The following is a 25,709-nucleotide window of genomic DNA, read 5'->3' as shown; positions in this document are numbered from 1 at the left end:
CCTTTGTCAATTCTACATTTATTACATTCTCATCGTCAAGTAGCGATTTGTCACATTATCGTCAATATATACGTGCTAATTGGAGCGAGCTTAAGTTCCTTTCCTCTAAATGAAGAAATTGGCTCTATTTTCGCTTCGTTTTCGTTTACTAACACATGCCACGTTGCTTCATTCGGAAGTTGCACAGTTTTAGCTTCTAAACCGCTATTAAATAAGACGATAATCTCTTTCCATGGCCCAAACGTTTCTGCATGCTCTAGGTGATATGCAAGTACTTCTGTAGATGTTTGTAAAAAAGTCATATGTTTTTTTATAAGATCTGCGCTTTGTAATCGGAATGCCCCATGCTCTTTACGAATCGCAATTAAACCTTTTATATAGTTAACGGTCTCTATCTCTTTCTCTTTTTGATCCCAATCTAATTGATTGATCTCATCATTTGCATTATAACTATTTTCATTTCCTTTCTTCGTACGATAAAACTCTTGCCCTGCGTGTAAGAAAGGGATGCCTTGTGAAAGAATAACCATTGCGCTCGCTAACAGGTGACGTTTTTTCAAAATCGTTTCTGATTCTTCATTACTGCGCACTAGTTTATCCCACATCGTCATATTATCATGACATTCTACATAGTTAATGCTTTGCGCTGGCTCTAGAAACAGCCCTGTTTCTTTCATACTTAAAAGACTTCCTGCTGCAATATACTGCAAATGATTACAGTCTACATGCCCACCAAATGCAAAACCACGCTTATTTATATGAAATGTACTCCCTTTTATCCCATCACGAAATTGATCATTAAACTGCGCGATATGTGGCATTTTCTTCGCATTATTTAACGTTGCTTTTTCCTCACGAGGAAGCGGTGTTTGCAAATCCCATCCTTCTCCTAATAACAAAGCATCTCGTTTTATGTTTCGCACTTCTTTTTCTATCATATTCATCGTATCAACATCTAAAATTCCCATTAAGTCGAATCGGAATCCATCGACATTGTATTCAGTAAGCCAATATAAAATAGACTCTACAATGAATTTCCTCATCATTTTCCGTTCAGACGCTATATCATTTCCGACTCCCGTCCCATTAGAAGGCATACCATCTTCACCATGACGAAAATAGTATCCTGGAACAAGCTTTTCAAATGATGATAGCTCTCTTTCATAAACATGATTATAGACAACATCTATAATCACCCTAATACCTTGTTCATGAAATGTTTCAATTAGTTGTTTGCACTCAACTATCCTGTTATACGGATCAGAGGGGTTTGTAGCATAATATCCTGTTGGTGCATTGTAATATAATGGATTATATCCCCAATTATAGGCGGACGAAGGATTCGCCTCATCTACACCACCGAAACAATATAAAGGTAATAGTTCAACATGTGTAACACCTAAATCTTTTATATGGGACAACCCTGTTAATGTCCCATTCCGTCCTGTTGTTCCCTCTTCCATCAATCCTTTATATGTTCCCTTTTGAATTACTCCACTATTTGGATGTATAGTCGCATCACGAATATGCAGTTCATACAATATGGCATCTGTCATTGATTGTAATGTTGGTAATCCCTCTCGTCTTGTTACATTCGTTTTTTCTAAATTGATAACAACACCATGTTTTCCATTTACCGTCACCGACTTTGCATAAGAATCCACAGCTTCGTTCCATATTAAATTAATACAAACAAGAAATGTATAGCGTGCTCCGTCTAAATCACCTTGTAATGTTTGAATCCAAACTCCGTTTTCTCCCCTGTACATTTCATGATCGGTATATTCTTTATCGCTCTTATAAATTCTTACTTTCGCAAGCCTTGCAGTTGGGGCCCATACTTTAAATGTCGTTTCTTCTTTTTGATAAACAGCACCTAAATCTGTACCTTCGTAATAATACTTTTCATCGAAACTTTTTGTTCGAATAACAGCACCTATTTGTAAATCAGTTTCTTCATTCCGTTCATCTCGTACTGTATAATACTTCCCCACATCTAGCGGCTCTTCTATAAAGCACTCATACTTCGTTGCATCTGGAAGCGCAATAGTATGAGCAATCGGTAAATCTTTCACATTACTTCCTTCTTGCAAACGAAATGTCCGACTTGTTCCATACGCATGTGGGAGCAAAATTGTAATTTTATTCATTTCATCTAAATAGGCATCAAATGGACGTTTTACTTTCAACATAAAAAAATCACCATCATTCTCAAAGTTAAAATAAAGTGAAACTTTAATGAGCGAGAAAATTTCTCCATCCTCACTTATTATTAGCCTTCACCAATTAGGCGAGATAAAATGAGCTGCAAATGATAAGGCTTTTCTTATCAACAAGACTCTATACAGTAACTCCATTCTTCTCTATAGTATATTCACCTGCATAAAAAACGTTTTCAACATTCTATTTTTGTAATTTTATTTCAGCAATCGATTTATACTTCGGGGTTTCTTTCACGTGGGATTCGTATAAAGTAATTGTATCTGCTTGAAATGATATTTCAGGCACTTCTTTTATACTTTCTAAACGAAACTTTTCTTCTCCTATCCATTTACGAGCAACGGTAATATGCGGGTGATATGGGCGTGTTTCTAGAGAAAATCCATTTTCTTCACAAATGGCATGTATTTGCTTTTGCAACTGAAACAAATCGTGATTCTCACTTACCTTCGCCCAAAAAATACGAGGCTGATCTTCCCTACCAAACGTTGAAAAACCTTGTAATGTGAACGATAGTTCTTTTGTTTCTGCAATTGTTTTTAATCCATTCTTTATTCCCTCTAATTGTTCCCCCGTTGCACTCCCTAAAAATGAAAGGGTAATATGATAGTCTTCTTTATGTACCCATGAACGAAATTGTAATTCCTCTTGCATATCCTCTTTATAGTTAGACAGCATTTCTTTTATATGATTCGGTAACGTAATTGCGACAAAATAATGCAGTTCCATGTACATCTTCTCCTTCTTTTCTATTGTTGCTTTTCTTTCTTATCTCATTCAGGTAAAAAGAAGCCGCTCTCCAAAATAGAGAGCGGACATTATTTATATATCCATTACTTCGCTAATTCATGAATTGCTTGCGCGTAAATTGCTGTTGCTTTCAATAAGTCTTCAATTTCGATATACTCATCTTTTTGATGCGCAAGTTCTTCTTTTCCAGGGAATAGCGGGCCAAATGCCACACCAGCTTTTAATGAACGAGCATAAGTACCGCCGCCGATTGCTAATAGTTCTGCTTTTTCACCTGTTTGTTCTTCATACACACGTTGTAACGTACGGATTAATACGTGATCTTTATCGACGTGATGTGGGCGAGAATTAGAATAGTCAGCCACTTCAAAACCATGCGTACCAACATATTCTTTCAACTTCACAATTGTTTCTTCAAAGTTAGTTGTAACTGGGTAACGTACGTTTAGCCCTAAGTTACCACCGTTTTCTTTCGTATAAGAAATGCGACCGACATTCACTGTTAACGGACCGCTAATTTCATCTTTGTAAGCAATAGTAGCTTTTTCACCAAAAATATCACCAGTAAATGTTTCTGTTGCAAATGTCGCAAATGCAGTTGCTTTTCCATCAAGTGAAACTGTAGTTAAGAAGTTTGCTAATAATAAACCTGCATTTTCTCCTTTTTCAGGAGTAGATCCATGCGCTGAAATTCCTTCTATTTGCAACGTCACTGTATTTCCTTCTATAGTCGATTTCCCTATTTTTTTAGCAGTTTGTAAATACTCTTCATATGCTACTGTAAGTGCATTTACATCTTCTCCTGTAATAACTGCTTCTGCAAAATCAGGAACCATATTTAAACGGCGCCCTGAATCAAATGAAACAAGTTCATATGTACCTTTTTTCTCTTCACTACCATTTTGCACAACTTGTATATCAGAAATTCCTTTTTCTGCATTAATAATTGGAAAGTCTGCATCCGGTGCAAAACCAATTGTTGGCATTTCTTCATTTTTAAAGTAGTGATCTACACATTTCCAATTGCTTTCCTCATCTGTTCCTATAATCATACGAACACGTTTTGAAAGAGGTAAGCCTAATTCTTTCACAATTTTCATTGCATAATATGCTGCCATCGTTGGGCCTTTATCGTCAATTGCACCACGTGCAAAAATCTTTCCATCGCGAATATCCGCACTATATGCGGGAGTCGTCCAGCCATCTCCTTCTGGTACAACGTCAACGTGACAAAGAATACCTACTAATTCTTCTCCTTGTCCCATTTCAAGATGACCTGCATATCCTTCTAAATTTTTAGAAGCAAAACCTTCAGCTTCTCCTTTATGTAACATGAAAGATAGAGCTTTTTCTACACCTTCACCGAATGGTGCGCCCTCTTTCGCAGATTCTTCTTCCCATACACTTTTAATTTGTAAAAATTGTTGTGTATCACGAATTAAATCATCTTTTCGTTTTGCAACTTCTTCTGTCCAATTAATCGCTGACATCACGCATCCATCCTTCACTATATTGTTTCTTTCATCATAACAAACAGAAATCTCTTATGCCATACACGAAAACTAAATACCGAACAATTGTAATATTTCAGATATTTCTTATTAGTTTTTCTTTTGTTTTTTCAAAAAAATTTGCAGGAATTTGGCGTTTTACGTAGAATTTTATGTGTTAGTTGACTGACCATATATACAATGTCAACTACCAATATTTTTCTATATGAATATTTGTTAAATTTCTGTAAAATTTAAGTAGATTAAAGCATGAATTTTATCATGTAGAGTACAATGGTAGTAACGACCTTCTTTCCTGAATGGGGTCAAAAAAACTAGTAGAGGAGTGGTTTTCTCTTGAAACCTACAACTACTCGTATGCTAACACGCATTAAATCAATTTATATGTACATCAATGAAAACGGAACGGTAACGACGAAAGACCTTGTAGATGAGTTCGGGATCACACCGCGAACGATACAACGTGATCTAAATGTGTTGCAGTTTAATGAACTCGTGTATAGCCCTTGCCGCGGTAAGTGGACAACAACAGGAAAGAAAGTGAGAATGACCTCATAACGAAAAATAATTGTATGGTAAATAAATACATACCCCTTTCTAATAATTAGAAAGGGGTCTTTTCTGCGCCTATAAAGGTACTACTTTTCAGTATCTACTTGATATGTTTTTAACATTTCTACTTCTTCATCTGTTAGCTCTCGGTATTGTCCAAGTTCTAGTTCTTCATCTAATACTAACGGACCCATCTCTGTTCTCTTTAGGTAGACTACTTTTTTTCCTACCGCTTCAAACATACGCTTCACTTGATGGAATTTCCCTTCCGTAATCACAAGCTCAATTTCAGAAATATCATCGCTTTTCAATATTGTAAGTGCACCTGGCTTTGTTTCATAGCCATCGTCTAAAATAACACCTTTAGCAAATTCTTTTACATCCTCTTCTGTTACTACTCCTGCAACGTGTGCATAATATTTTTTCGGCACATGCTTTTTCGGAGATAATAATTGATGTGATAACTTCCCATCATTTGTTATCAATAAGAAGCCTTCCGTATCGATATCAAGTCGTCCAACTGGGAACGGATCAAAGATTGCATCTTCTAATTCTAATAAATCTATTACTGTTTCATGATTATCATCTTCCGTCGCTGAAATAACACCTTGTGGTTTATGCATCATTAAGTAAACAAATTCTTTGTATTCCACAACTTCACCGTGAATCATAACTTCTTGCTCTTCTACATTTACATGAACTTTCGCATCTTTTACTGGCGTTCCATCAATTTTCACAACGCCATCTTTCAATAATTTCTTTACTTCTTTTCTACTTCCATATCCCATATTTGCTAATAATTTATCTAATCTCACGTTTTTCACCTTCTTTATTTATCATAGAAAAGGGGACGTAATTACGCCCCTCTTGATTTCAACTTTATTTTAAATCTACTACCAAGTTTACGTTGAATTTTATCTAATGCTTCTCCACCAAATACTCTTTCAAGTACTCCTGTGCGAATTGCTAACAATCCGTAAACAAGACCGCCAATACCTGCACAAATCGCAACTGTTATAAGAGCACCAATACGGCCATCAGGCGAAATCATGAAGGATAGAATCCATTGTGATAGTTTTACAGCAACGACCATTATAAGTGTCAGTACTGCAATTTGGAATGTTCTTTTATATACAACACCGAATGAATAGTGTGCGTATTTTTTAATTTGTTGATTTGTGTACCAAACAGAAGCTAAGAAACCAACTGCTGTCGCTAGAATTGCTCCTACTGTACCGAAATAACGAATAAAGATTACGTTACATACAAATTTCAAAATAACGCCCATTATAAGCGCAATAATCGCATGCTTCTGCTGGTTAATACCTTGCAGGATTGCTGCTGTTACTGTAAATAAAGCGAATAACAACGCAACTGGTGCATACCACATTAATACTTGTCCACCTAGTGGATCTGAATCGTAAAACGCAGTATAAATTGGATATGCAAGTGAAGAAATACCGACAACTGCTGGCAATGTTAAAAACATATTTGCCTGGAATGTTTGTGTAATTTGTAATTTCAAATAGCGGTATTGTTTTTCAGTAAATGATTTTGTGATTGCTGGTACAAGCGTTAAACTAAACGCTGTTGCAAGTGATACAGGAATCATAATTAACTTATGCGTCCACATTGTGAAAATACCGAGAGCTCGCTCTGCGATATCACCTTGACCAATCGCCTGCATAATTGAGTTAAATGTCAATGTATCAATTTGTTGATATAAAGGAATTGTTAACCCAATTACAACGTAAGGAATCGCATATGCAAATAACTCTTTAAACAATTGAACGGTGCTTACTGTTGATTCTGGTACAGTTTGTTCAATTAAATATTGATCCAAATATTTTTTACGTTTTAGCCAGTACCAAATTAACACACCGAGTGCTCCAACCGCTGAAACGAACGCAGCAAATGTCGCTACTCCAACTGCTGTTGCAACTGTACCGCCAAGTACTTTAATAACGATAAAACTACCTGCTAATAAAAAGACGATACGAATAATTTGTTCAATAATTTGTGAAACGGTAGTTGGTCCCATAGACTGGTGACCTTGGAAATAACCACGAATTAAACTCGCTGCTGGTACAACAATAAGCGCGAAGCTTACAAGACGAATGATCGTCGTAACTTCTCCTACATTATTGTGTATACTTTGTTTACCAAGCATCGCTTCTGCAAACAATGGCGCCGTCATGTACAGTACTAGGAACGAAAGAACTCCTGTTACTATCATCATAACCATTCCCGAGCGGAACATTCTCCGGCTCGTTTTATAATCGCCAAGCGCATTATATTTGGAAACAAATTTTGAAACAGCAAGTGGCACACCTGCCGTTGCGATACTTAAAAAGATCGTATATGGAATGTATCCATATGTATAGAGCGTTCCGCCTTCTGTTCCTACTAATGCATGAAACGGAAAGACGTAAATCATGCCTAAGAACTTTACTAAAAATGTCCCTAGCGTAACAATAAGCGTTCCGCGCAGAAATTTCGAATCGGACATACAAAAATCCTCCTACATCTACATAAAGTGAAACTATAATTAGTTGGAGACTTCTCTCCTACTCCTTATTAGTTGAACCATTCGAGCATTTACAGGCTAACAGACTCCCTATTTACTTCTCCTAAATCTTGAGGTTTTAGTCTTATCGCCTACAAATGGCAGGATAGTGCTGAACTCTAACTTTTGTATTGTACCACAATTCTCTCATTAAGCAGTACTTCACTCTATTTTTCTTTTAAGGGAAAACATGCTATTCTTTTAGGCAGGAAATGTAGAAAATGAGGTCGATATATTATGCATTATGATGTTATTGTCATCGGCGGCGGTCCTTCTGGGCTAATGGCTGCAATTGGTGCTGCAGAAGAAGGCGCAAATGTCTTACTTCTTGATAAAGGAAATAAACTTGGGCGTAAACTTGCAATTTCTGGTGGCGGACGCTGTAACGTAACGAACCGTCTACCACTTGATGAAATTGTTAAACATATACCAGGAAACGGTCGCTTCTTATACAGCGCTTTTTCTATTTTTAATAATGAAGATATTATTACATTCTTCGAAAATCTCGGTGTTAAATTGAAAGAAGAAGACCACGGTCGCATGTTCCCTGTGTCAAACAAAGCACAATCTGTTGTAGACGCACTTTTAACACGATTAAAAGACTTAGGTGTAAAAATTCGTACAAATACGCCTGTTGAAACAATTGAATATGAAAATGGTCAAACAAAAGCAGTTATACTGCAAACAGGCGAAGTGTTAGAAACAAATCACGTCGTTATCGCCGTTGGCGGAAAATCAGTTCCTCAAACTGGATCTACTGGAGACGGATATGCTTGGGCTGAAAAAGCGGGTCATACAATCACAGAATTATTCCCAACAGAAGTACCTATCCTTTCAAACGAGCCGTTTATACGTGACCGCTCATTACAAGGTCTTGCTTTACGTGATATAAACTTAAGTGTATTAAATCCGAAAGGAAAAGCTATCATTTCTCACAAAATGGACATGCTCTTCACTCATTTCGGCCTATCTGGACCTGCTGCTCTTCGCTGTAGCCAATTCGTCGTGAAAGCACTGAAAAAGTTTAAAACGAATACAATACAAATGAGTATTGATGCATTGCCAGAGGAAAATAGTGAACAACTATTTCAGCGCATGCTGAAACAAATGAAAGAAGATCCGAAAAAAGGAATTAAAAACGTTTTAAAAGGTTATGTTCCTGAACGTTACTTCCTATTCTTATTAGAAAAAAATGAAATTGACGGCAGCGAACAAGCTGGACAAGTTTCTCACGAAAAGATTCGTGCACTTGTGAAAGACTTTAAAGAGTTTACTGTGAATGTAAATGGTACGCAGTCAATTGAAAAAGCATTCGTTACTGGCGGCGGTGTATCCGTGAAAGAAATTAATCCGAAAGAAATGTCTTCTAAATTTACGAACGGCTTATATTTCTGCGGAGAAGTTCTTGATATTCATGGTTATACTGGTGGCTATAATATTACATCAGCCCTTGTTACTGGTAGAATTGCCGGAACGACAGCTGGAGAAAACGCGAAAATGCAGTATTAAAAAAAGAAACAGGGATTCCTGTTTCTTTTTTTATAGGTACATGAAATTATATGAGCGATTCCACAAATATATCAGCGATTCCGCAACTTATATCGGCTATTTTCCAAATTTATCAGCGATTCTGCAACTTATATCGACTTACCGACAAGAAACGACAAATATAGGCTCCACTTAACTTCCCATTGCTTTTTTGTTGCTTTATATACCTTAGTACCTTTATATTTTATATTGTTGAATATTTAAAAAAGGGTAAGGGGAAAACAAATGAGAAAAAAAGTCATGATGTCTTTAATGTTAATGACGTTTCTTTCTGCGGTAGAAGGAACGATTGTTAGTACAGCAATCCCTCGTATAACGAGTGATTTGTCAGGCGTCGAACTTGTTAGTTGGGTATATGCAATTTATATGCTTGCAACAGCTGTTTCGACTCCAATATACGGAAAGCTCGCTGATTTATTTGGCCGTAAAAAAGTTTTACTGATCGGAGCTACAATCTTTTTAGTCGGTTCTGCACTTTGCGGAGTCGTTACATCGATGGAACAATTAATCTTCTTCCGCGCGCTTCAAGGTATCGGTGCTGGTGCTGTTATGCCCATCACAATGACGATTATTGGAGACTTATATAGCGAAGCGAAAGACCGCGCGAAAGCACAAGGTTGGATGAGTGCCGTTTGGGGTGTATCCGGTGTTATCGGACCGTTAGTAGGTGGATTTTTAGTTGATTCCCTTTCTTGGCGTTATATTTTCTTCCTAAACGTTCCATTCGGAATTATCGCTTGCTTAATGATTGCAATTTACTACAAAGAATCTATTAAACCTGCTAAGCATCATATCGATTATCTTGGTGCAACAGTCTTCTCATTAAGTACAATCGCTCTACTATATGCATTATTAACAGGTAGCAGTAAGCAAAACTGGGGAGACATGACAATTATCGGCCTATTAATCTTTGCCGCTATTTCATTTATTATTTTCTTATTCATCGAGAAGAAATCTCCGGAACCATTAATTCCGCTAGCACTTTTCTCTAACCGTACATTATCTACGATAAATATATTAACTCTTATTGCTGGCGCAATGATTATTAGTATTACAATGTACCTTCCAATTTGGAGCCAAGGTGTATTAGGGAAAAACGCTACAGAAGCTGGACTTATTTTAATGCCAATTCCTGTTATGTGGACATTTGGCGCTATTTTCTCTGGTAACTTAGTAGGCAAATTAAAAACGAAACAAATCATTTTACTTGGAGCTAGCATTTTATCAGTCGCTACGTTCTTATTATTTACACTATCAACAAATTCACCATCGTTCCTTATTTATGTAGCAGTCGGATTATTCGGCTTAGGAATGGGGCTTGTGACACCGATTTACATGGTAACAATTCAAGCAGCTGTACCAGCTCATACACGCGGAACAGCTGTTGGTTTAAACACATTTATTAATACATTTAGTCAAACGTTAGGTGCTGCAATATTCGGTACAATCTTCAATACGATGATTCACGCACGTGGTATTAAAAACCTTGATCTTGTATCTGGCGGACACGGCGGTACTACAGCAAACGTAGTAACCGAATCGCAATCTGCATTAGCATCAAGCGTACACGTCATTTATATGAGCACTTTCGTATTAGCAGTATTTACATTAATTATCGCTTGGCTCTTATTAAAGCCAGCTACACAAACAAGTGAGCAACAATAAAAGGATGACCATTTTGGTCATCCTTTTTATTCTTCATTCTCCACAATATGTTTCAGCATGGATAATTTATTATCCCAAAAACGTTCATAATACGAGAGCCATTGTTGTAATTCTTCTAATGGTTCTGGATGCAAACGATATATCTTCTCTCTTCCGCTTTTTCTTCCACTTACTAAATTCGCTTCTGAAAGAATATGAAGGTGCTTTACAACCGCAGTACGACTCATCGGAAAATGATCCGTTATTTTGGAAATCGGTAACTCTTTGTCACTTAATAACCGTATTACTTCTCGGCGGGTTGGATCAGCAATTGCTTGAAATACATCATATTTCGCTGCTGACGAGGACACTTAGCCTTCGACAACCTTTTTCAGTTTTTCATTTACAATCGCTACCCAACCACCGCTCATTCTATCGCGAATAATAGAGCTCTTCGCATTTGCTTTCGGAAGAATTTCATCAGGATGTTTCCAGCCGCCGTGAATTAACGTAAATTCTGTTTTGTTATCTCCTAAGTCTTTCAAATCAAATGAAACAACCCAGCCATCTGTATCCCATGAGAAAGATAAATGGTTTGGTTCATCAATTTCTAATACTTTACATGGTGATGGCCCAAATGGTGATTGCACATGAAATTCATGTCCTACCTCTAATACAAAATCATTTGGCATAAACCATGACGCAATCCCTTCTGCAGTTGATACTACACTCCATACCTTTTGAATAGACGCGTTAAAAACGATTGTTTGTTTAATATCATTTAATGTATTTTGTTGTTCCATTTTCATTCTCCTTTACTCGGCGTTACAACATAACACCTTTTGGTTATACTTTGATAATATAACACCTTTTAGTTTCATGTCAACGCTAATTCTTTTACTGTTGAGAAATTCTCAACATTTTTTCAACAGGACAAACACCCTCTTAGCATTTCCTCATAATATACTCACAAAGGCAATACAAAATAAAAACTTCTCTCAACATGAAACTCCATCATTCATATTGAAAGAAGCGCCTTACTTATATCATGCGTACTTCGTCTCTCCTCCTTCCCTCAAGGGACAATACGCGAGATATGACAAAGTCAGAAGGAATATGCCCACCATTTGAGTAGGTAGTTATTTCTCTTCTCCTCAACATTTCCTCAGGAGCGAAATGACTACCGACTCACTTTTTTCAAACAAAAATAAAAAGGGGATGAAAGCGATGTTCTATTGCATCAACTGTTCTGATATTCATCATGAAAAACATCCAAATGATAAAGTATTCAAAAACGGTTTTTATATTGATCCATTTTTAGGTGATCGTTATCACCTTGGTATGTGTAAAGATGCCCAAAACCATGAAACAGGGGAGCCTCTTTTAACGACAAAGAAATTAGGCACAACCCAATCTATTATGAACGTATTACCGACACATGTTGTCCCAACATAAAACATAAAAAAGAGCTGGGTGAGCCAGCTCTTTTTTATGCTTTATAAACGATCATTGCTGAAAAACAATAAATTTGGTTTTCATCGTCGTTAATAGAAACACCAACTTGATACTTAATATCTACAAAGTTGCTATCATCAATCTTTTTCAAAAACACATTCACAGCGTCTTCTAAGTCTTTTTCGTGGCTTTCATCAAAAACTTTCACACGAATCATGTTAACACCATCCTAGATCGCAGCCCTCCGCCGCTTGATTATTGCCACGGTGCGTATCTATGATGCGATAAAACTTTCCATTCTCATATATATATCCGTCTTCTAACACATATTTTTTATCTTCAGTATAGACATAAAACTTACCTATCATAAATTTACTCGTATATAATTCCAAATAATTTGGTCTAAATTTAGCTACAACTTTATTTGTAATATCAATTTTTATTGTGCGCCCCACCTTCTCTCCCTCCTTTGCAAAGAACGGATTTAGGTATATTGTATTAGCGCTTTTACATTTTATGCTTAAAAATAAGTGGATATGCCTTCTTTCTTCACCTGTACTATTTTTCTAAAAAAATCACTATAAATAAAACCCGAAAAAAATACAAAAAAAGCACTTTACCTTATTGACTCGAATATAAATATTATGTTATTATATAAAATTTGACATTTTTACATACGTATGCTATCATTAAAAGTGGTTACCACATATGGAGGTGGATGATTTGTTTCAAATTGGTGATAAAATCGTTTATCCAATGCACGGTGCAGGAATCATCGAAGCAATTGAAGAGAAAGAAATATTAGGTACTTCACGTCAATATTGTGTGATACGCATCATTAGTAAAGATATGCAAGTAATGCTTCCGATGGATCAATTAAAAAAATCAGGTATTCGTTATATCGTTGATCGAGGTACGTTAGATGATATACTTCTTGAATTTCAAAACGGGGAGTCAGACCCATCACTCTCATGGAAACAAAGATATACAATGAATATGGAAAAAATGAAAAACGGCAATTTACAAGATAGCGCAGAAGTTGTTCGGGATTTACTTCGCCGCAATAAAGAGAGAACTTTAAATGCGAGTGAAAAACAAATGCTAGATAACGCCCGAAAAATGATGATCAGTGAAGTTGCACTCGTACAAAATGTTTCTGAACATCAAGCAACAGAATTTCTTCAAGATACAATTAATCACTAAATTTAAAATAGCTGGCCGCTATTTTTTTTTGTAAAAAAGGACGAAGAGTTTTATCTCTTCGTCCTTTTTTATTACCCACGCCCAGCTTGAAACGATGGATATAACGTCATTCCACCATCTGCAAATAGCGTAATGCCCGTTACATAACTCGCCTCTGAAGAAGCGAGCCAAGTTGCTACTGCTGCAATTTCTTCAGGGTTTCCAATATAGCCCATCGGTATCATACTTTCTACGTCAGCACGTTTTTTAGGATCAGCAAACTTTTCTGCATTAATCGGCGTATTAATTGCACCTGGTCCAATATTATTTACTCGAATACCTTTTGGCGCATATTCTAGCGCTAACGTTTCTGTCATCAGTTTAATACCACCCTTACTCGCTGCATAGTGCACAAATAGTGGCCACGGAATTTTCTCATGAACACTAGACATATTAATGACAGAACCTTTAATATCATGTTCTACAAAATATTTAATCGCTTCACGACTTCCTAAAAAAGCACCTGTTAAATTTGTATTAATTACCCTATTCCAATCTTCAAGCGGCATTTCATGCGACGGTACCGCGTTTTCTATCCCTGCATTATTAATCATAACGTCAAGCGTACCAAACTCTTTCACAGCAGATTGAATGAGATTCACAACATCTGATTCGACGGTTACATCACCTTTTACAGCAATCGCTTCGCCGCCTACCTTTTTAATTTCTTCTAACACATCATTCGCTTCTGATTCTCGTGAGCGATAATTAATAACCACTTTCGCTTTTTCCTTAGCAAACCTCACTCCCATCGCTCTTCCAAGACCAGTTGCTGATCCTGTAATAACGACAACTTTCCCTGCTAAATCACTATACATTTCCATACCTCCTTTAACTTTTGGCTATACCTAACATAATTCCGGCTGCGATAATAAAAACAATACCGACAACGATACCCGTTAATTGACGTTTCGTTTTCTTTTCACCTAATATAAGGATCCCACCAAGCGTGGAAATAATAATTCCCATTTGCGATAGCGAGAAACTTGTTGCTACTCCAACACGCGGCTGCGAAATGAATAAAAACATATTTCCAGCTGCCCAAATTAATCCTGGAATAATATTTCGAATTGCATATTTATTAAATGGATGATGTTTAAAGGTAAGCAAAATCCCACCTAACACCATACCAACTGCTTGTGGCAACAAAGCTGACCAACCATCTACGTTAAATAGTCTAATCACTACTACGTAAACTAAATAGCCGACTGTTGAAATTAATAAAATTACGATACCTCTTTTAAAGTTTGCTGCTTGCTCTGCATTCTTTTCTTCTTCACTTTGAAGCGATGTTAAAATAACACCGATAATAATACAAACGAGCGCTAAAATCCCAAGGACGACCGATATTGTCGTGGACCATTCATGAAATACGATAACGCCAAATAAAGTCGTCGCGACTAATTGAAGTCCTGTTGAAATTGGCATCGTCCTCGAAACACCCATTAAATCAATACTTTTCAATTGATTTGCCTGACCAAGCGCCCAAAATAAACCTGACACAACTCCAACTCCGATAACGGTAGGTGTTAATACTGGCTTCATAAAAATATAAACAACAATTGAGAAAATAAGTGCTCCAAACGTTGTTCCGAGCGTTTGACTATACGGTCCCCCGCCCAGTTTTACATTAAATAGCACAATACTTCCCCAAAATATAGCTGGTAAAATCGCTAAAAATATATCCATCACTCATTACCTTTCTTTACTAAATGCATAGGTTATCACTCTAAGTCATTAGAGTGAGCTTTTATTTTTTCTTTTTCCCGTTCACAAACTTTTTCTGCAATAGCGTCAGAAACATTCTTTTCTCGCTCCACTTTCTTTATCTTTACGTGATCTAAATGGTCTTCCAAAGTAAGCGTAACTTTATCGTTCGGGGGATTATGCGCTCCTTGAAATGTAAGAAATTGTAGCTTCACTTCATACCTAGGAACAAATTCATCTTTCTTGCCGAGACGCTTTATATTTATGACTGAAGCACATTCATATTGATCTTCTGTCACTTGTCTAATAACTGAATAGTACCTATTTGATAATGCACTCTCTAAAAGCTGTTCTCTTGATTCTTTCGCGAAAGAATCACTTGGAGAAGAGAAAAAAGACGCACATAGCATTGTCATAACTACACATATTTTTTTCATAATTCCCTCCTTGTTCTATAGATTAGTGTTCTCAAAACTGCCATAAAAAAACGACTTTCCCTATATAGGAAAGTCGTTTTAATGAATCCAATATTAACCACCGCTCACTGGTGGGATTAGTGCAACAACATCACCAGATTGGACCTTGTCATCTTCATTTGCATATTCTTCATTAATCGCAACCATAATTGGCTCTGAAACTGGTACATTATATTCGTTCGCAACAACATCTTTTAACTGTGCAACCGTAATATTTTCTTTCTCTATTTGTAATTCACTTGTCCCTGCTTCTTCTTGCAAGTGCGCAAATAACAATACTCGAATCATACTTATAGCTCCTTCCCAGGCTCTCCCGCCGGATATGGTGTTTTTTCTAATTGATCACCAATCCATGAGTCACCATCTTCCCAAAACTCCTTTTTCCAAATCGGAACAATTTGTTTTATGCGTTCCATAATATATTCGTTCGCTTCATAAGCCGCTTTACGGTGTGGTGTTGAAACAGCAACAACAACCGCTATATCAGAAATTTGCAACGTACCGATGCGATGTGTAATCGCAACATATGTACCCGGCCATTTCTCTTTCACTTCCAGGCCGATTTTCTCTAGCATCTTTTCTGCCATCGTTTTATAAGCGACATATTCTAAGTATAATGTACGACGCCCTTTCGTAAACTCTCTAACCGTTCCAATAAATGTTGTAACAGCACCGCATTCACGTCGAATTACTTTCTTCGTTACCTCTTCAATCGAGATTTCTGTATCAATTACTTCATAATATGTATTTGTCATTTCGCACTCCTAACCGTTTGTAAAAACCAGTCTATGTACAACTCTTCTTCTGTTATATGAAATACTTTATATTCTTCTCGTATATTTACTGGGACATCATACCACGTAATAACCGCCACTATATTTTCTACTTTATGTAAAAGCTCAGCATCTTCCGCAGAACGAAGTAACACTACTTTCGGGTAGTTCTCTTTTTTATAGCCCTCTATTAAAATTGTATCCACTTTAAAAAACTCATATAAGCGAATAATTTCTTGCAAGGACCATTTCTTTCTTAGTGAAGAAAGTGAAAGTAATCCAGCACCTTCTACACTACTTACGACAGCACCAGCTTTACGGTGTCTTTCGCTATCTTTTTGCGCTACTTCTGGAAAACCTCCGTGCCCGTGATGTTTAATTGTAGCAACTTTCATTTCGCTTTCGGCTAATGCATGCACAATTTTCTCTACAAGTGTCGTTTTTCCGCTATTTTGATACCCTACTATTTGTAAGATTGAAGGGGCTTCGCCCATGGCCACTCACATCCCTCAGAGTGCTCTAACAATAATACGGATACTTTCATTCCGGTCTCAAATCCTCTCGTTCCTCCGGGTAACACGATAAAAGCATTCGCATCTGCAAGTGAAGATACCGCACTCGATTTATCTAAACCAACCGGCATCGCTTGTAACGCCCCATCCACAATTGTTACGTTCGCTCTTACGAAACGAGTAAATGGATTTGGCTTCGGAAAATCTTTTTGTAAAATAGCATCCGCTCTATATACGTGAGGTTCCTTCGCATACAAATACGTTTTTATAATTGGATGCACAAATAATTCAAAGCCTACATAACAAGCAGACGGATTTCCTGATAAACCAAAGAGTAACTTTCCATCAACTTCAGCTACTGTCGTTACACTTCCGGGCCTCATGGCTATCTTATTAAAGAGTACATTTGCCTGTAATCTTTCATAAATAGCTGGTAAGTAGTCATAATCTCCTACTGATACACCGCCTGTTGTAATTAAAATGTCGACCTCATCGATCGCTGATTGAACAGCTGTAAAACATGCATCTAACTCATCCGCGAGTTGACCATAATAACGAACTTTCCCGCCAGCTTTCATAATTTGAGCTGCGATCATATACGAGTTACTATTTCTAATTTTCCCCGGTTCTAACGGCTCATGTACTTCTAATAATTCACTTCCTGTCGTTACAATACCGACAACAGGCTGTTTTACAACTTTCACCGTGCTATATCCAAACGTTGCTAGTAAGGCCGCAACACCTGGATTAATTGCAACACCTTTCTTAACGAGAACTTGATTTTGTTTTATATCTTCTCCTTTAAACGACACATTGTCACCGTTATTAAAAGGGCGTTTTAACTTCATATATGTTTTCCCGTTCTTCTCAAACCCTTCTGTCAGCTCTAGCATTACGACTGCATTGCAATCTTCTGGAATAGCTGCTCCTGTCATAATGCGAATTGCTTCAAAAGCTCCTACTTCCTCTAAAAAAACGGAACCCGCCCCGATTTCTCCTATTACTTCAAATTCAACTGGATTCTCTTGGGTTGCTTCTTTCGTATCTTCTGCTCGAATGGCGAAACCATCGTAAGGGGAACGATCAAAATGAGGAACGTCATGATCTGAGACAACATCTTCCCCGAGAATTCTCCCGTAACTTTCCGTAATAGAAATTTCTTCTACTTCACCATGCTTCGCATATTTCATTACCCGTTCTACTGCCTTAGCAACTTGAATTGGAATTCGTTTTTCTACCATCGTTTCTCACCTCATATTTGCAATTTTTTTTATCTCGATTAAACTTTATATATTCAATAGAAATTACTTCAAGGAGGAATTCCATGTCTTCATTTACACATTTCAATGACCAAGGACGCGCAAAAATGGTTGATATAAGCGACAAAAAAGCAACCGTTCGAACAGCAATTGCGTGCTCTAGCATTGTCGTTACGAAAGAAATTTACGATAAAATCTCTCACAATGAAATTGGGAAAGGTGACGTATTAGCAGTTGCGCAAATCGCAGGCATTATGGCCGCGAAACGTACTTCTGATATTATCCCAATGTGCCATCCTTTATTATTAAAAGGTGTTGACGTTTCTTTCGATTGGAAACAATCAGAAGAACAATATCGTTTACTCATTGAAGTAAAAGTTAAAACAGAAGGTAGCACCGGTGTTGAAATGGAAGCTTTAACAGCTGCTTCCGCTACCGCTCTTACTGTGTATGATATGTGTAAAGCTGTCGATAAAGGTATGATTATCGGCGAAACGTACTTACTTGAAAAAACAGGTGGAAAAAGTGGAGATTATACGAGAAATTCATAATCCTCTCTCCGTTGAGCCTAAAGGGTTTCCTTTAGGTTCAACCTATATATCTTGCATATAAACTTTTCGCTACATTCATATCATTCGTCCCATGAATGAACGCCCTGCCATCTGTAAATAAAACAAAACGATATTCTTCTACCGGAAATGATAATAAATAAGGTGTCGCCTTTATCTCTACGCTTCTTTGTAAGCGTTTTTTAATTTCTTCTAAATTAAAATTCTTCCGCACACCCGGGCGAATTTGTACTGTATTCCGCCCACATAACACTTCTGTTTTCGTTTGTCCTTCAAATGTTAAACTCGGATATGTACGTAACCTTCCGCAAGATAAACAAGTATCTTTTTTCTGCCTATTCACTTTAAATGCCATCTGTTGATTATTCCAAAGATCAAACGATAACATCGTTTCACGAAGCGCACCAAAGTCTTCTACTAATATTTTCAGCGCTTCCGTAATTTGATGCGCAACTACTAATTGTACTGCCGGTTGTATAATACCAGCTGTGTCACATGTTGCACCGCTCGCTGGATGCTCCATTAAACAGCGAAAACACGGTGTTTTCCCTGGTAAAATTGTATACGTTACTCCGTAGCTTCCGACACACCCACCATATATCCACGGAATATTATACTTTTGTGAAATATCATTAATAAGAAGACGCGTTTCAAAATTATCTGTCGCATCTAATATTAAATCTACATCATTCACTAATTCTTCCATTTCTTGCACCGTTACATCCGTCACAACAGGAGTTATTTCCACCTCAGAATTAATTGCTCTTAAATGCTCTGCTGCCGCTACCGCCTTCGGTTTATACTGCTTTGCATCTTCTTCTGTATATAGTTGTTGTCTTTGTAAATTACTCCATTCTACATAATCACGATCAGCAATCGTTACTTTTCCAACACCCGCTCTAACAATCGCTTCTGCATTTGCCGCACCGAGAGCACCAGCACCAATAATAAGCACATGCTTCTCTCTTATTTTTCTCTGTCCATCTTCTCCAACACCAGAAAATAATATTTGTCTTGAATATCGCTCCTGCATGCGATAGCCCCCTTTCTTATCCTCCTATATAAGACATTTCGATTTTCGGACGATTTTTTGCACTTTCTTCTGTTCGTTCATCCGAATACCTATCTTTTCTATTCATCCATACATCTTGTATAACACTTAATAACTCCTCATCCGAAAGATTTCCTCTAAGAAGTTCTCTTACATCCAAACCCTCTGTCGCAAATAAGCACGTATAAAACTTTCCATCTGCCGAAATTCTCGCCCTCGTACAAGAGACACAAAATGACTCAGAAACAGATGTAATAAAACCAACTTCAACATTTGTTCCAACGTACCGATATCGCTTCGCAACTTCACCAAAGTAATGCGCTTCGGCTGGCTCAAGTGGATACATCTTATGAATCATCTCAATCAATTCTCGTTTTGTAACGACTTGATCAAAATTCCACCCATTTGTACTACCAACATCCATAAACTCAATAAACCGAAGCGTGATTCCTTGCTCTTTAAAATACGCAGCCATCGGAAGTACTTGATGATCGTTCATCCCTTTTTTTACAACCATATTTACCTTTACTTCCAGCCCCGCCTCTTTAGCTGCTATAATTCCCTTAATTACCGGTTTTGTATTAATATTTCGACCATTAATATTCTTAAATATGTCATCATCTATCGCATCTAAACTAACATTCACTCTATGTAATCCAGCTTCTTTTAATGCCTTCGCTTGTTTCGTTAAATGTACAGCATTTGTCGTTAACCCTATATCTATTAACCCATCAATTTTCACAAGACGTGCAATAAGTTTTGTTAAATCTTTACGAAGTAGTGGCTCACCACCAGTAATTCTAATTTTTCGTACACCGATGTTAACAAATAATTTTGCCAAACGCTCAATTTCATCAAAAGTTAGTAAAAACTCATCTTTCAAAAAAGCATAATCTGGCCCAAATATTTCCGCTGGCATACAATATGTACATCTAAAATTGCAACGATCAATGACAGATATACGTAAATCTTGAAGTGGGCGTCCAAAAAAATCTTTAACCATCTCCTGCATCGCCACCCTCCCTTTCTGCCAAATTTCTTTCTTTTCATTCTATTATAATATATTTTCGAACTACGATGTTTTTGCTCAAGGGAATAAAGTGAAACTTTAAATAATTAGAGGGGATCCACTCCCCCCTGGTTAACGAGGTTTACTTACAAATACAAAGATAAAAAAACCTTGAAACATAAAAGTTTCAAGGTTTTTTGCTTATTAACTTAATCTAATAATAGTTAGGGTAGCCCCTGGCGTTGCTGTAGATAATGTAGCTACTGCAACTACTCCAAATAACTGTAAGCTAACAGCAGCTCCAGCAGGCAAGTTAGCGATTATTGTTGCACTAAATGAACCAGTAGCCACTGTCGGAGCGTTTATCGTTCCCGCAAGCGGACTGCCATTTACAGTTATACGAGAACTTACAACTAATCCTGCCGTTAAATTAATTGTATAAGCTATATAATAATTTCCTGCATTCGCAACTGTAAATACAGTATTTCCACCACTAACGGTTATTCCTGGACCAATATTTTGATTGTTCGGTAATGGTACATTCGTACCACCTAATAAAACGGAAATAGCGGTTCCTGATGTATTATTCGCAAATGCATACGTTGCAGTTGTACTAACTCCAGTCGCCCCGGTCGCTCCAGTGGCTCCAGCTCCGGTTGGACCTGTATCTCCAGTTGGACCTTGTGAACCGGTTGCTCCTGTTGCCCCCGTTACTCCTTGGATTCCTTGCGGGCCTTGAATTCCTTGTGGCCCTGTCGCTCCGGTTGATCCTGTTGCTCCCGTTGGACCTTGAATTCCTTGCGGGCCTTGGATTCCTTGTGGCCCTTGAATTCCTTGTGGCCCTGTCGCTCCGGTTGATCCTGTTGCTCCCGTTGGACCTTGAATTCCTTGCGGGCCTTGGATTCCTTGTGGGCCTTGAATCCCTTGTGGGCCTGTCGCTCCGGTTGATCCTGTTGCTCCCGTCGGACCTTGAATTCCTTGCGGGCCTTGAATTCCTTGGGGGCCTTGTGGGCCGGTCGGGCCTATATCACCTTGCGGACCTTGGATTCCCTGTGGGCCTTGTGCCCCGGTTGCCCCTGTCGCTCCTTGGATTCCTTGAGGACCTTGTGGACCTTGAATTCCTTGGGGGCCGGTTGGACCTATGTCGCCTTGTGGGCCTTGAATTCCTTGGGGACCTTGTGCTCCGGTTGCCCCCGTTACTCCTTGGATTCCTTGGGGACCTTGAATACCCTGTGGACCGGTTGGACCTATCTCTCCTTGAACACCTTGGATTCCTTGCGGGCCCTGTAAACCCGTCACTCCGGTTGCTCCCGTTGCTCCTGTCGCTCCTGTCACTCCAGTTGAGCCTGTCGCCCCGGTATCTCCTGTTACTCCTGTCGCACCTGTTGCTCCTGTCGGGCCAGGTGGTCCACCTGATGGACCTGTCACTCCTGCCGGACCTGATGGCCCCGTTGGACCGGTCGGTCCTGCTGGTCCTCCTGACGGGCCAGTCACCCCTGTTGGACCGGTTACTCCTGTTGGACCGGTAGTTCCTTCTCCCGTCGCTCCGGTTGCCCCCGTATCTCCTGTTGCTCCCGTCGGACCTTGCACTCCTTGAATTCCTTGTGGTCCTTGCACTCCTTGTGCACCTGTTGCTCCTTGAATCCCTTGTATTCCTTGCACTCCTTGTGCGCCCATCGGACCGGTTGGACCAATCGCCCCTTGTATTCCTTGCACTCCTTGGGGCCCCTCTGGACCGGTTGCTCCTATTTCCCCTTGTATCCCTTGAATTCCAGTTGCTCCTTGTGCTCCAGTTGCTCCCGTTATCCCTTGCACACCTTGTATTCCCTGTATTCCTTGTGGACCTTGTGGGCCGGTTGCTCCTTGCACTCCTTGAATGCCTTGTATTCCCTGAGGACCCTCTGGACCCGTTGCTCCAACTGGCCCTTGAACACCTTGTATTCCTTGCGGGCCCTGCAGTCCCTCTGGGCCTTCTGGGCCGGTTGGACCTATCTCTCCTTGTATCCCTTGGATTCCAGTTGGACCTTGTGACCCAGTCGGACCTATGTCACCTTGCGGACCTTGGATTCCCTGTGGGCCTTGTGCTCCTGTTCCCCCTGTCGCTCCTTGGATTCCTTGAGAACCTTGTGGGCCTTGAATTCCTTGTGGGCCAGTTGGACCTATGTCGCCTTGTGGGCCTTGAATCCCTTGCGGACCTTGATCTCCTGTGGCCCCCGTTACTCCTTGAATTCCTTGGGGACCTTGAACACCTTGTGGCCCTGTTGGACCTATCTCTCCCTGCACACCTTGGATTCCTTGCGGACCCTGTAAACCCGTCACTCCGGTTGCTCCCGTTTCTCCTGTCGCTCCTGTCACTCCAGTTGAGCCTGTCGCCCCAGTATCTCCTGTTACTCCTGTCGCCCCGGTTGCTCCTGTCGGGCCAGGTGGTCCACCAGATGGACCAGTTACTCCCGCCGGACCTGATGGCCCCGTTGGGCCGGTCGGTCCTGCTGGTCCTCCAGACGGGCCTGTTACCCCTGTTGGACCAGTTACTCCTGTTGGGCCTGTAGTGCCTTCCCCTGTCGCCCCAGTTGCTCCCATATCTCCTGTTGCCCCCGTCGGACCTTGGATTCCTTGAATTCCTTGTGGACCTTGCACTCCTTGTGCACCCGTCGCTCCTTGAATTCCTTGTACTCCTTGCACTCCTTGTGGCCCCATCGGACCGGTTGGACCAATCGCCCCTTGAGCACCTTGCACTCCTTGTGGCCCCTCTGGACCCGTTGCTCCTATTTCCCCTTGTATCCCTTGAATTCCAGTTGCTCCTTGTACTCCTGTTGCTCCCGTTATCCCTTGCACACCTTGTATTCCCTGAATTCCTTGTGGGCCTTGTGGGCCTGTTGCTCCTACCGGTCCTTGAATGCCTTGTATCCCCTGGGGACCCTCTGGACCCGTCGCTCCAACTGGCCCTGGCACACCTTGTATTCCTTGCGGGCCCTGCAGTCCCTCTGGGCCTTCTGGACCTGTTGGTCCTATATCACCCATCGGACCTTGTATCCCTTGAACTCCCTGTGGCCCTGTTGCTCCTGATGGCCCTGGTACTCCTTGTATACCTTGTGGACCTTGATCTCCTGTGGCCCCTGTTACCCCTTGTGGCCCTATAACCCCCTGTATACCTTGTGGACCTTGATCTCCTGTGGCTCCCGTTGCCCCTTGAATACCTTGAACTCCTTGTATTCCTTGTTCACCAGTTACTCCCGTCGGACCCGGAATACCTTGAATACCCTGCGAACCTTCTGGACCTGTTGGCCCAATTAGTCCTTGAATCCCTTGGATTCCTTGCAAGCCCTGTGCTCCCGTACTTCCAGTCGGACCTGTACTTCCCGTTGCTCCTGTTACCCCTGTACTTCCTGTAGCCCCAGTATTCCCCGTTGCTCCAGTCGCACCTGTACTTCCACTCGGTCCGCCACCCGGACCTGTCGCACCAGTCGGCCCCGTCGGACCAGGAGGTCCTCCAGATGGTCCAGTTATTCCAGTTGGACCTGTTATTCCAGTCGGGCCTGTTATCCCCTGACCAGTTGCTCCAGTCGCTCCGGTTGCACCTGTATTTCCACTCGGTCCTGGTGTTCCTTGTATCCCTTGTGCTCCTTGTATTCCTTGTGGACCAGTTGCACCCGGTAACCCTTGGACGCCTTGAATTCCTTGAGATCCCTCAGGTCCCGTCGCTCCAATTGGCCCCTGTAATCCCTGTATCCCTTGTATACCTTGTGCCCCAGTCGCTCCCGTTGGACCAATCGGACCTTGTAACCCTTGCACACCTTGAGGTCCTGTCGTTCCAGTTTCTCCTTGTGGTCCTCTCAGTCCTTGTGGCCCCTGCTGTCCTTCTGGTCCAGTTGCACCTATTGGACCAACTGATCCTTGTATCCCTTGCACACCTTGAGGTCCTGTCGGGCCCATCTCCCCCATCGGACCTTGTAATCCTCTTGGTCCTTGAGGTCCTGTTGGGCCTTGTGGACCGGTTGGACCAGTAATCCCTATACCTGTAAATCCAGTTGGAACAGGGGGGAAAGTAGGCCCAATAAGTTCTGGTGGAATTCTAAAATTAGAGCTTAACGAATTTTGCTTCCGATTATTATCACGATTCTTCACACTTTCACCACCTACAAACCGTCTTTTTCATAATAAATAAGCCTCTTCTTAATCTATTTACAAAAATAATTTCCAAGACTATTTTTATTTTAAATAATAAAAACTCCCTTAATTCCTTAAGGGAGTCCTGCAATTGAATCCATATTATCTGTATTAGGGACAGCTTGTGCTATACCCGATGTATTTACACTTTGCCCCATATTTGTTCCTGTTACAGTACCAGCAGGAGTGCCTCTTGTATATGTTGTCGTCACCGAATCACCCGGCTGTAAACAAAGCTTCGTCTCCGTCCCTATTACTGTAACAACATCAATCCAAGTGCACCCCATTGAACCACTATATGATTTCGAAGCAGTAAATGAAGTATCACTCAAATTATCACCGGTAAATATATTCCCAGTGTTATTCACAATAACAAATTCTTTTATATGAGCAGGCATAATTACACTCTACCTTTCCTCTATGAACCTAATGTACGTGTACTTGTTGCTAACGGCGGAAGAAACACTGATGTTCTAATGACTGCTTCTGGCTGTCTTTTCCCATTTAAAAAAATAGCCGCACTCGACCCTCCAGCACCTGCATATACTTTTGCTACAGCTAAAGGCGAGATATCATAACAGTCGCCGACATTAACAGCTCCTGTATTATTAATAATTTTTACTTTACGCAAATTAATCCCCATTTACCCCTCCTCCTTTTTATACTGTATGCAAAAGAAAAAAACTTGAAACAGACTC

The 25,709-nt window shown here is 39.8% G+C and carries 27 protein-coding genes; 6 read left to right on the top strand and 21 right to left on the bottom strand.

Going from position 1 to position 25,709, the window contains the following annotated elements; genetic code table 11:
* Positions 1-50 precede the first annotated feature (50 nt).
* From pulA to pepV, 3 genes are all read right to left on the bottom strand, one after another.
* Positions 51-2,192: a type I pullulanase gene (gene pulA / locus MR112_RS15995; RefSeq protein ID WP_137396716.1), complete on the bottom strand. Its 2,142-nt coding sequence runs from the start codon at positions 2,190-2,192 to the stop codon at positions 51-53.
* A 211-nt stretch (positions 2,193-2,403) separates the two neighbouring features.
* Complete coding sequence (gene thpR, locus MR112_RS15990; protein WP_000418986.1) at positions 2,404-2,949, bottom strand: RNA 2',3'-cyclic phosphodiesterase; 546 nt, start codon at positions 2,947-2,949, stop codon at positions 2,404-2,406.
* A 104-nt stretch (positions 2,950-3,053) separates the two neighbouring features.
* Complete coding sequence (pepV, locus tag MR112_RS15985; RefSeq protein ID WP_001274236.1) at positions 3,054-4,460, bottom strand: dipeptidase PepV; 1,407 nt, start codon at positions 4,458-4,460, stop codon at positions 3,054-3,056.
* 357 nt (positions 4,461-4,817) lie between these two features.
* Between pepV and MR112_RS15980 the strand changes: the two genes are divergently transcribed.
* Positions 4,818-5,039, top strand: coding sequence for a DeoR family transcriptional regulator (locus tag MR112_RS15980; protein ID WP_000805512.1), 222 nt, complete (start codon positions 4,818-4,820; stop codon positions 5,037-5,039).
* An 80-nt stretch (positions 5,040-5,119) separates the two neighbouring features.
* Here MR112_RS15980 and MR112_RS15975 read toward each other — a convergent pair whose 3' ends face one another.
* Positions 5,120-5,848 carry a pseudouridine synthase gene (locus MR112_RS15975; protein WP_001234947.1) on the bottom strand — a complete coding sequence of 243 codons (729 nt, stop codon included), beginning with the start codon at positions 5,846-5,848 and terminating at the stop codon, positions 5,120-5,122.
* Between the two features lie 41 nt (positions 5,849-5,889).
* On the bottom strand, positions 5,890-7,542 hold the full coding sequence (locus MR112_RS15970) for a putative polysaccharide biosynthesis protein (RefSeq protein WP_001284028.1): 1,653 nt from the start codon (positions 7,540-7,542) through the stop codon (positions 5,890-5,892).
* A 294-nt stretch (positions 7,543-7,836) separates the two neighbouring features.
* Here MR112_RS15970 and MR112_RS15965 point away from each other — a divergent pair, with 294 nt between their 5' ends.
* Positions 7,837-9,108, top strand: a complete 1,272-nt coding sequence (locus MR112_RS15965; RefSeq protein WP_000558859.1) for a BaiN/RdsA family NAD(P)/FAD-dependent oxidoreductase — start codon at positions 7,837-7,839, stop codon at positions 9,106-9,108.
* 264 nt (positions 9,109-9,372) lie between these two features.
* Positions 9,373-10,812: an MDR family MFS transporter gene (locus MR112_RS15960; RefSeq protein WP_001228021.1), complete on the top strand. Its 1,440-nt coding sequence runs from the start codon at positions 9,373-9,375 to the stop codon at positions 10,810-10,812.
* 26 nt (positions 10,813-10,838) lie between these two features.
* On the opposite strand, the gene MR112_RS15955 is transcribed toward MR112_RS15960, so the two are convergent.
* Together MR112_RS15955 and MR112_RS15950 are read right to left on the bottom strand one after the other, a co-directional pair.
* Positions 10,839-11,162 carry an ArsR/SmtB family transcription factor gene (locus MR112_RS15955; protein WP_000098837.1) on the bottom strand — a complete coding sequence of 108 codons (324 nt, stop codon included), beginning with the start codon at positions 11,160-11,162 and terminating at the stop codon, positions 10,839-10,841.
* On the bottom strand, positions 11,163-11,594 hold the full coding sequence (locus tag MR112_RS15950; RefSeq protein WP_000437765.1) for an SRPBCC family protein: 432 nt from the start codon (positions 11,592-11,594) through the stop codon (positions 11,163-11,165).
* A gap of 424 nt (positions 11,595-12,018) precedes the next feature.
* On the opposite strand from MR112_RS15950, the gene MR112_RS15945 reads away from it, so the two are divergent.
* Positions 12,019-12,246, top strand: coding sequence for a DUF3973 domain-containing protein (locus MR112_RS15945; RefSeq protein WP_000498989.1), 228 nt, complete (start codon positions 12,019-12,021; stop codon positions 12,244-12,246).
* A gap of 34 nt (positions 12,247-12,280) precedes the next feature.
* On the opposite strand, the gene MR112_RS15940 is transcribed toward MR112_RS15945, so the two are convergent.
* Positions 12,281-12,463 (bottom strand): sporulation protein Cse60, encoded by a 183-nt coding sequence (locus MR112_RS15940; RefSeq protein ID WP_000621751.1) that lies wholly within the window; start codon positions 12,461-12,463, stop codon positions 12,281-12,283.
* Position 12,464: 1 nt separating this feature from the next.
* Positions 12,465-12,701 (bottom strand): DUF2553 family protein, encoded by a 237-nt coding sequence (locus MR112_RS15935; RefSeq protein ID WP_000533804.1) that lies wholly within the window; start codon positions 12,699-12,701, stop codon positions 12,465-12,467.
* 253 nt (positions 12,702-12,954) lie between these two features.
* Here MR112_RS15935 and MR112_RS15930 point away from each other — a divergent pair, with 253 nt between their 5' ends.
* The gene (locus MR112_RS15930; RefSeq protein ID WP_000451443.1) at positions 12,955-13,449 is read left to right on the top strand and encodes a CarD family transcriptional regulator; all 495 of its coding nucleotides are present in this window, start codon (positions 12,955-12,957) and stop codon (positions 13,447-13,449) included.
* A 71-nt stretch (positions 13,450-13,520) separates the two neighbouring features.
* Here MR112_RS15930 and MR112_RS15925 read toward each other — a convergent pair whose 3' ends face one another.
* The 7 genes from MR112_RS15925 to moeA form a co-directional block, all read right to left on the bottom strand.
* On the bottom strand, positions 13,521-14,306 hold the full coding sequence (locus MR112_RS15925) for a glucose 1-dehydrogenase (RefSeq protein WP_000286674.1): 786 nt from the start codon (positions 14,304-14,306) through the stop codon (positions 13,521-13,523).
* A gap of 13 nt (positions 14,307-14,319) precedes the next feature.
* A complete protein-coding gene (glcU, locus tag MR112_RS15920; RefSeq protein ID WP_000350861.1) occupies positions 14,320-15,177 on the bottom strand; it encodes a glucose uptake protein GlcU in 858 nt (285 codons plus the stop codon).
* Between the two features lie 35 nt (positions 15,178-15,212).
* Complete coding sequence (locus MR112_RS15915; protein ID WP_000717684.1) at positions 15,213-15,632, bottom strand: DUF3888 domain-containing protein; 420 nt, start codon at positions 15,630-15,632, stop codon at positions 15,213-15,215.
* A 93-nt stretch (positions 15,633-15,725) separates the two neighbouring features.
* The gene (gene moaD / locus MR112_RS15910; RefSeq protein ID WP_000621777.1) at positions 15,726-15,959 is read right to left on the bottom strand and encodes a molybdopterin converting factor subunit 1; all 234 of its coding nucleotides are present in this window, start codon (positions 15,957-15,959) and stop codon (positions 15,726-15,728) included.
* Positions 15,960-15,961: 2 nt separating this feature from the next.
* Positions 15,962-16,426 carry a molybdopterin synthase catalytic subunit MoaE gene (gene moaE / locus MR112_RS15905; protein ID WP_000185943.1) on the bottom strand — a complete coding sequence of 155 codons (465 nt, stop codon included), beginning with the start codon at positions 16,424-16,426 and terminating at the stop codon, positions 15,962-15,964.
* On the bottom strand, positions 16,423-16,938 hold the full coding sequence (gene mobB / locus MR112_RS15900) for a molybdopterin-guanine dinucleotide biosynthesis protein B (protein WP_000503325.1): 516 nt from the start codon (positions 16,936-16,938) through the stop codon (positions 16,423-16,425). The genes moaE and mobB overlap by 4 nt, the downstream gene beginning before the upstream one ends.
* Entirely contained in the window at positions 16,908-18,197 is a 1,290-nt protein-coding gene (gene moeA / locus MR112_RS15895) for a molybdopterin molybdotransferase MoeA (protein ID WP_000229713.1), read from the bottom strand. Before moeA ends, mobB begins: the two co-directional genes overlap by 31 nt.
* Before the next feature lie 83 nt (positions 18,198-18,280).
* On the opposite strand from moeA, the gene moaC reads away from it, so the two are divergent.
* A complete protein-coding gene (moaC, locus tag MR112_RS15890) occupies positions 18,281-18,766 on the top strand; it encodes a cyclic pyranopterin monophosphate synthase MoaC (protein WP_000094146.1) in 486 nt (161 codons plus the stop codon).
* Between the two features lie 37 nt (positions 18,767-18,803).
* On the opposite strand, the gene MR112_RS15885 is transcribed toward moaC, so the two are convergent.
* The 5 genes from MR112_RS15885 to MR112_RS15865 all read right to left on the bottom strand — a co-directional run bounded on the left by MR112_RS15885 (position 18,804) and on the right by MR112_RS15865 (position 25,654).
* Entirely contained in the window at positions 18,804-19,817 is a 1,014-nt protein-coding gene (locus tag MR112_RS15885; RefSeq protein WP_102955988.1) for a molybdopterin-synthase adenylyltransferase MoeB, read from the bottom strand.
* A 16-nt stretch (positions 19,818-19,833) separates the two neighbouring features.
* Positions 19,834-20,847 (bottom strand): GTP 3',8-cyclase MoaA, encoded by a 1,014-nt coding sequence (moaA, locus tag MR112_RS15880; protein ID WP_001157114.1) that lies wholly within the window; start codon positions 20,845-20,847, stop codon positions 19,834-19,836.
* A 201-nt stretch (positions 20,848-21,048) separates the two neighbouring features.
* Entirely contained in the window at positions 21,049-24,915 is a 3,867-nt protein-coding gene (locus tag MR112_RS15875; protein ID WP_472926400.1) for a BclA-related collagen-like exosporium protein, read from the bottom strand.
* 170 nt (positions 24,916-25,085) lie between these two features.
* A complete protein-coding gene (locus MR112_RS15870; RefSeq protein WP_001110855.1) occupies positions 25,086-25,409 on the bottom strand; it encodes a hypothetical protein in 324 nt (107 codons plus the stop codon).
* 20 nt (positions 25,410-25,429) lie between these two features.
* Entirely contained in the window at positions 25,430-25,654 is a 225-nt protein-coding gene (locus tag MR112_RS15865; RefSeq protein ID WP_000512463.1) for a spore germination protein, read from the bottom strand.
* Positions 25,655-25,709 lie beyond the last annotated feature (55 nt).

This window comes from Bacillus cereus group sp. BfR-BA-01330, from assembly GCF_022663885.1.
Taxonomy (GTDB): domain Bacteria; phylum Bacillota; class Bacilli; order Bacillales; family Bacillaceae_G; genus Bacillus_A; species Bacillus_A cereus.
The sequence above is the reverse complement of the archived record's forward strand: the minus strand, read 5'-3'. Positions and strand labels throughout refer to the sequence as shown.

Excerpts from the sequence above, each read along its gene's own strand:
- pulA (WP_137396716.1), bottom strand. The coding sequence starts at position 2,192 with ATGTTGAAAGTAAAACGTCCATTTGATGCCTATTTAGATGAAATGAAT.
- thpR (WP_000418986.1), bottom strand. The coding sequence starts at position 2,949 with ATGGAACTGCATTATTTTGTCGCAATTACGTTACCGAATCATATAAAA.
- pepV (WP_001274236.1), bottom strand. The coding sequence starts at position 4,460 with ATGTCAGCGATTAATTGGACAGAAGAAGTTGCAAAACGAAAAGATGAT.
- MR112_RS15970 (WP_001284028.1), bottom strand. The coding sequence starts at position 7,542 with ATGTCCGATTCGAAATTTCTGCGCGGAACGCTTATTGTTACGCTAGGG.
- MR112_RS15965 (WP_000558859.1), top strand. The coding sequence starts at position 7,837 with ATGCATTATGATGTTATTGTCATCGGCGGCGGTCCTTCTGGGCTAATG.
- MR112_RS15960 (WP_001228021.1), top strand. The coding sequence starts at position 9,373 with ATGAGAAAAAAAGTCATGATGTCTTTAATGTTAATGACGTTTCTTTCT.
- MR112_RS15950 (WP_000437765.1), bottom strand. The coding sequence starts at position 11,594 with ATGGAACAACAAAATACATTAAATGATATTAAACAAACAATCGTTTTT.
- MR112_RS15945 (WP_000498989.1), top strand. The coding sequence starts at position 12,019 with ATGTTCTATTGCATCAACTGTTCTGATATTCATCATGAAAAACATCCA.
- MR112_RS15940 (WP_000621751.1), bottom strand. The coding sequence starts at position 12,463 with ATGATTCGTGTGAAAGTTTTTGATGAAAGCCACGAAAAAGACTTAGAA.
- MR112_RS15930 (WP_000451443.1), top strand. The coding sequence starts at position 12,955 with ATGGAGGTGGATGATTTGTTTCAAATTGGTGATAAAATCGTTTATCCA.
- MR112_RS15925 (WP_000286674.1), bottom strand. The coding sequence starts at position 14,306 with ATGTATAGTGATTTAGCAGGGAAAGTTGTCGTTATTACAGGATCAGCA.
- glcU (WP_000350861.1), bottom strand. The coding sequence starts at position 15,177 with ATGGATATATTTTTAGCGATTTTACCAGCTATATTTTGGGGAAGTATT.
- MR112_RS15915 (WP_000717684.1), bottom strand. The coding sequence starts at position 15,632 with ATGAAAAAAATATGTGTAGTTATGACAATGCTATGTGCGTCTTTTTTC.
- moaD (WP_000621777.1), bottom strand. The coding sequence starts at position 15,959 with ATGATTCGAGTATTGTTATTTGCGCACTTGCAAGAAGAAGCAGGGACA.
- moaE (WP_000185943.1), bottom strand. The coding sequence starts at position 16,426 with ATGACAAATACATATTATGAAGTAATTGATACAGAAATCTCGATTGAA.
- mobB (WP_000503325.1), bottom strand. The coding sequence starts at position 16,938 with ATGGGCGAAGCCCCTTCAATCTTACAAATAGTAGGGTATCAAAATAGC.
- moeA (WP_000229713.1), bottom strand. The coding sequence starts at position 18,197 with ATGGTAGAAAAACGAATTCCAATTCAAGTTGCTAAGGCAGTAGAACGG.
- moaC (WP_000094146.1), top strand. The coding sequence starts at position 18,281 with ATGTCTTCATTTACACATTTCAATGACCAAGGACGCGCAAAAATGGTT.
- MR112_RS15885 (WP_102955988.1), bottom strand. The coding sequence starts at position 19,817 with ATGCAGGAGCGATATTCAAGACAAATATTATTTTCTGGTGTTGGAGAA.
- moaA (WP_001157114.1), bottom strand. The coding sequence starts at position 20,847 with ATGCAGGAGATGGTTAAAGATTTTTTTGGACGCCCACTTCAAGATTTA.
- MR112_RS15870 (WP_001110855.1), bottom strand. The coding sequence starts at position 25,409 with ATGCCTGCTCATATAAAAGAATTTGTTATTGTGAATAACACTGGGAAT.
- MR112_RS15865 (WP_000512463.1), bottom strand. The coding sequence starts at position 25,654 with ATGGGGATTAATTTGCGTAAAGTAAAAATTATTAATAATACAGGAGCT.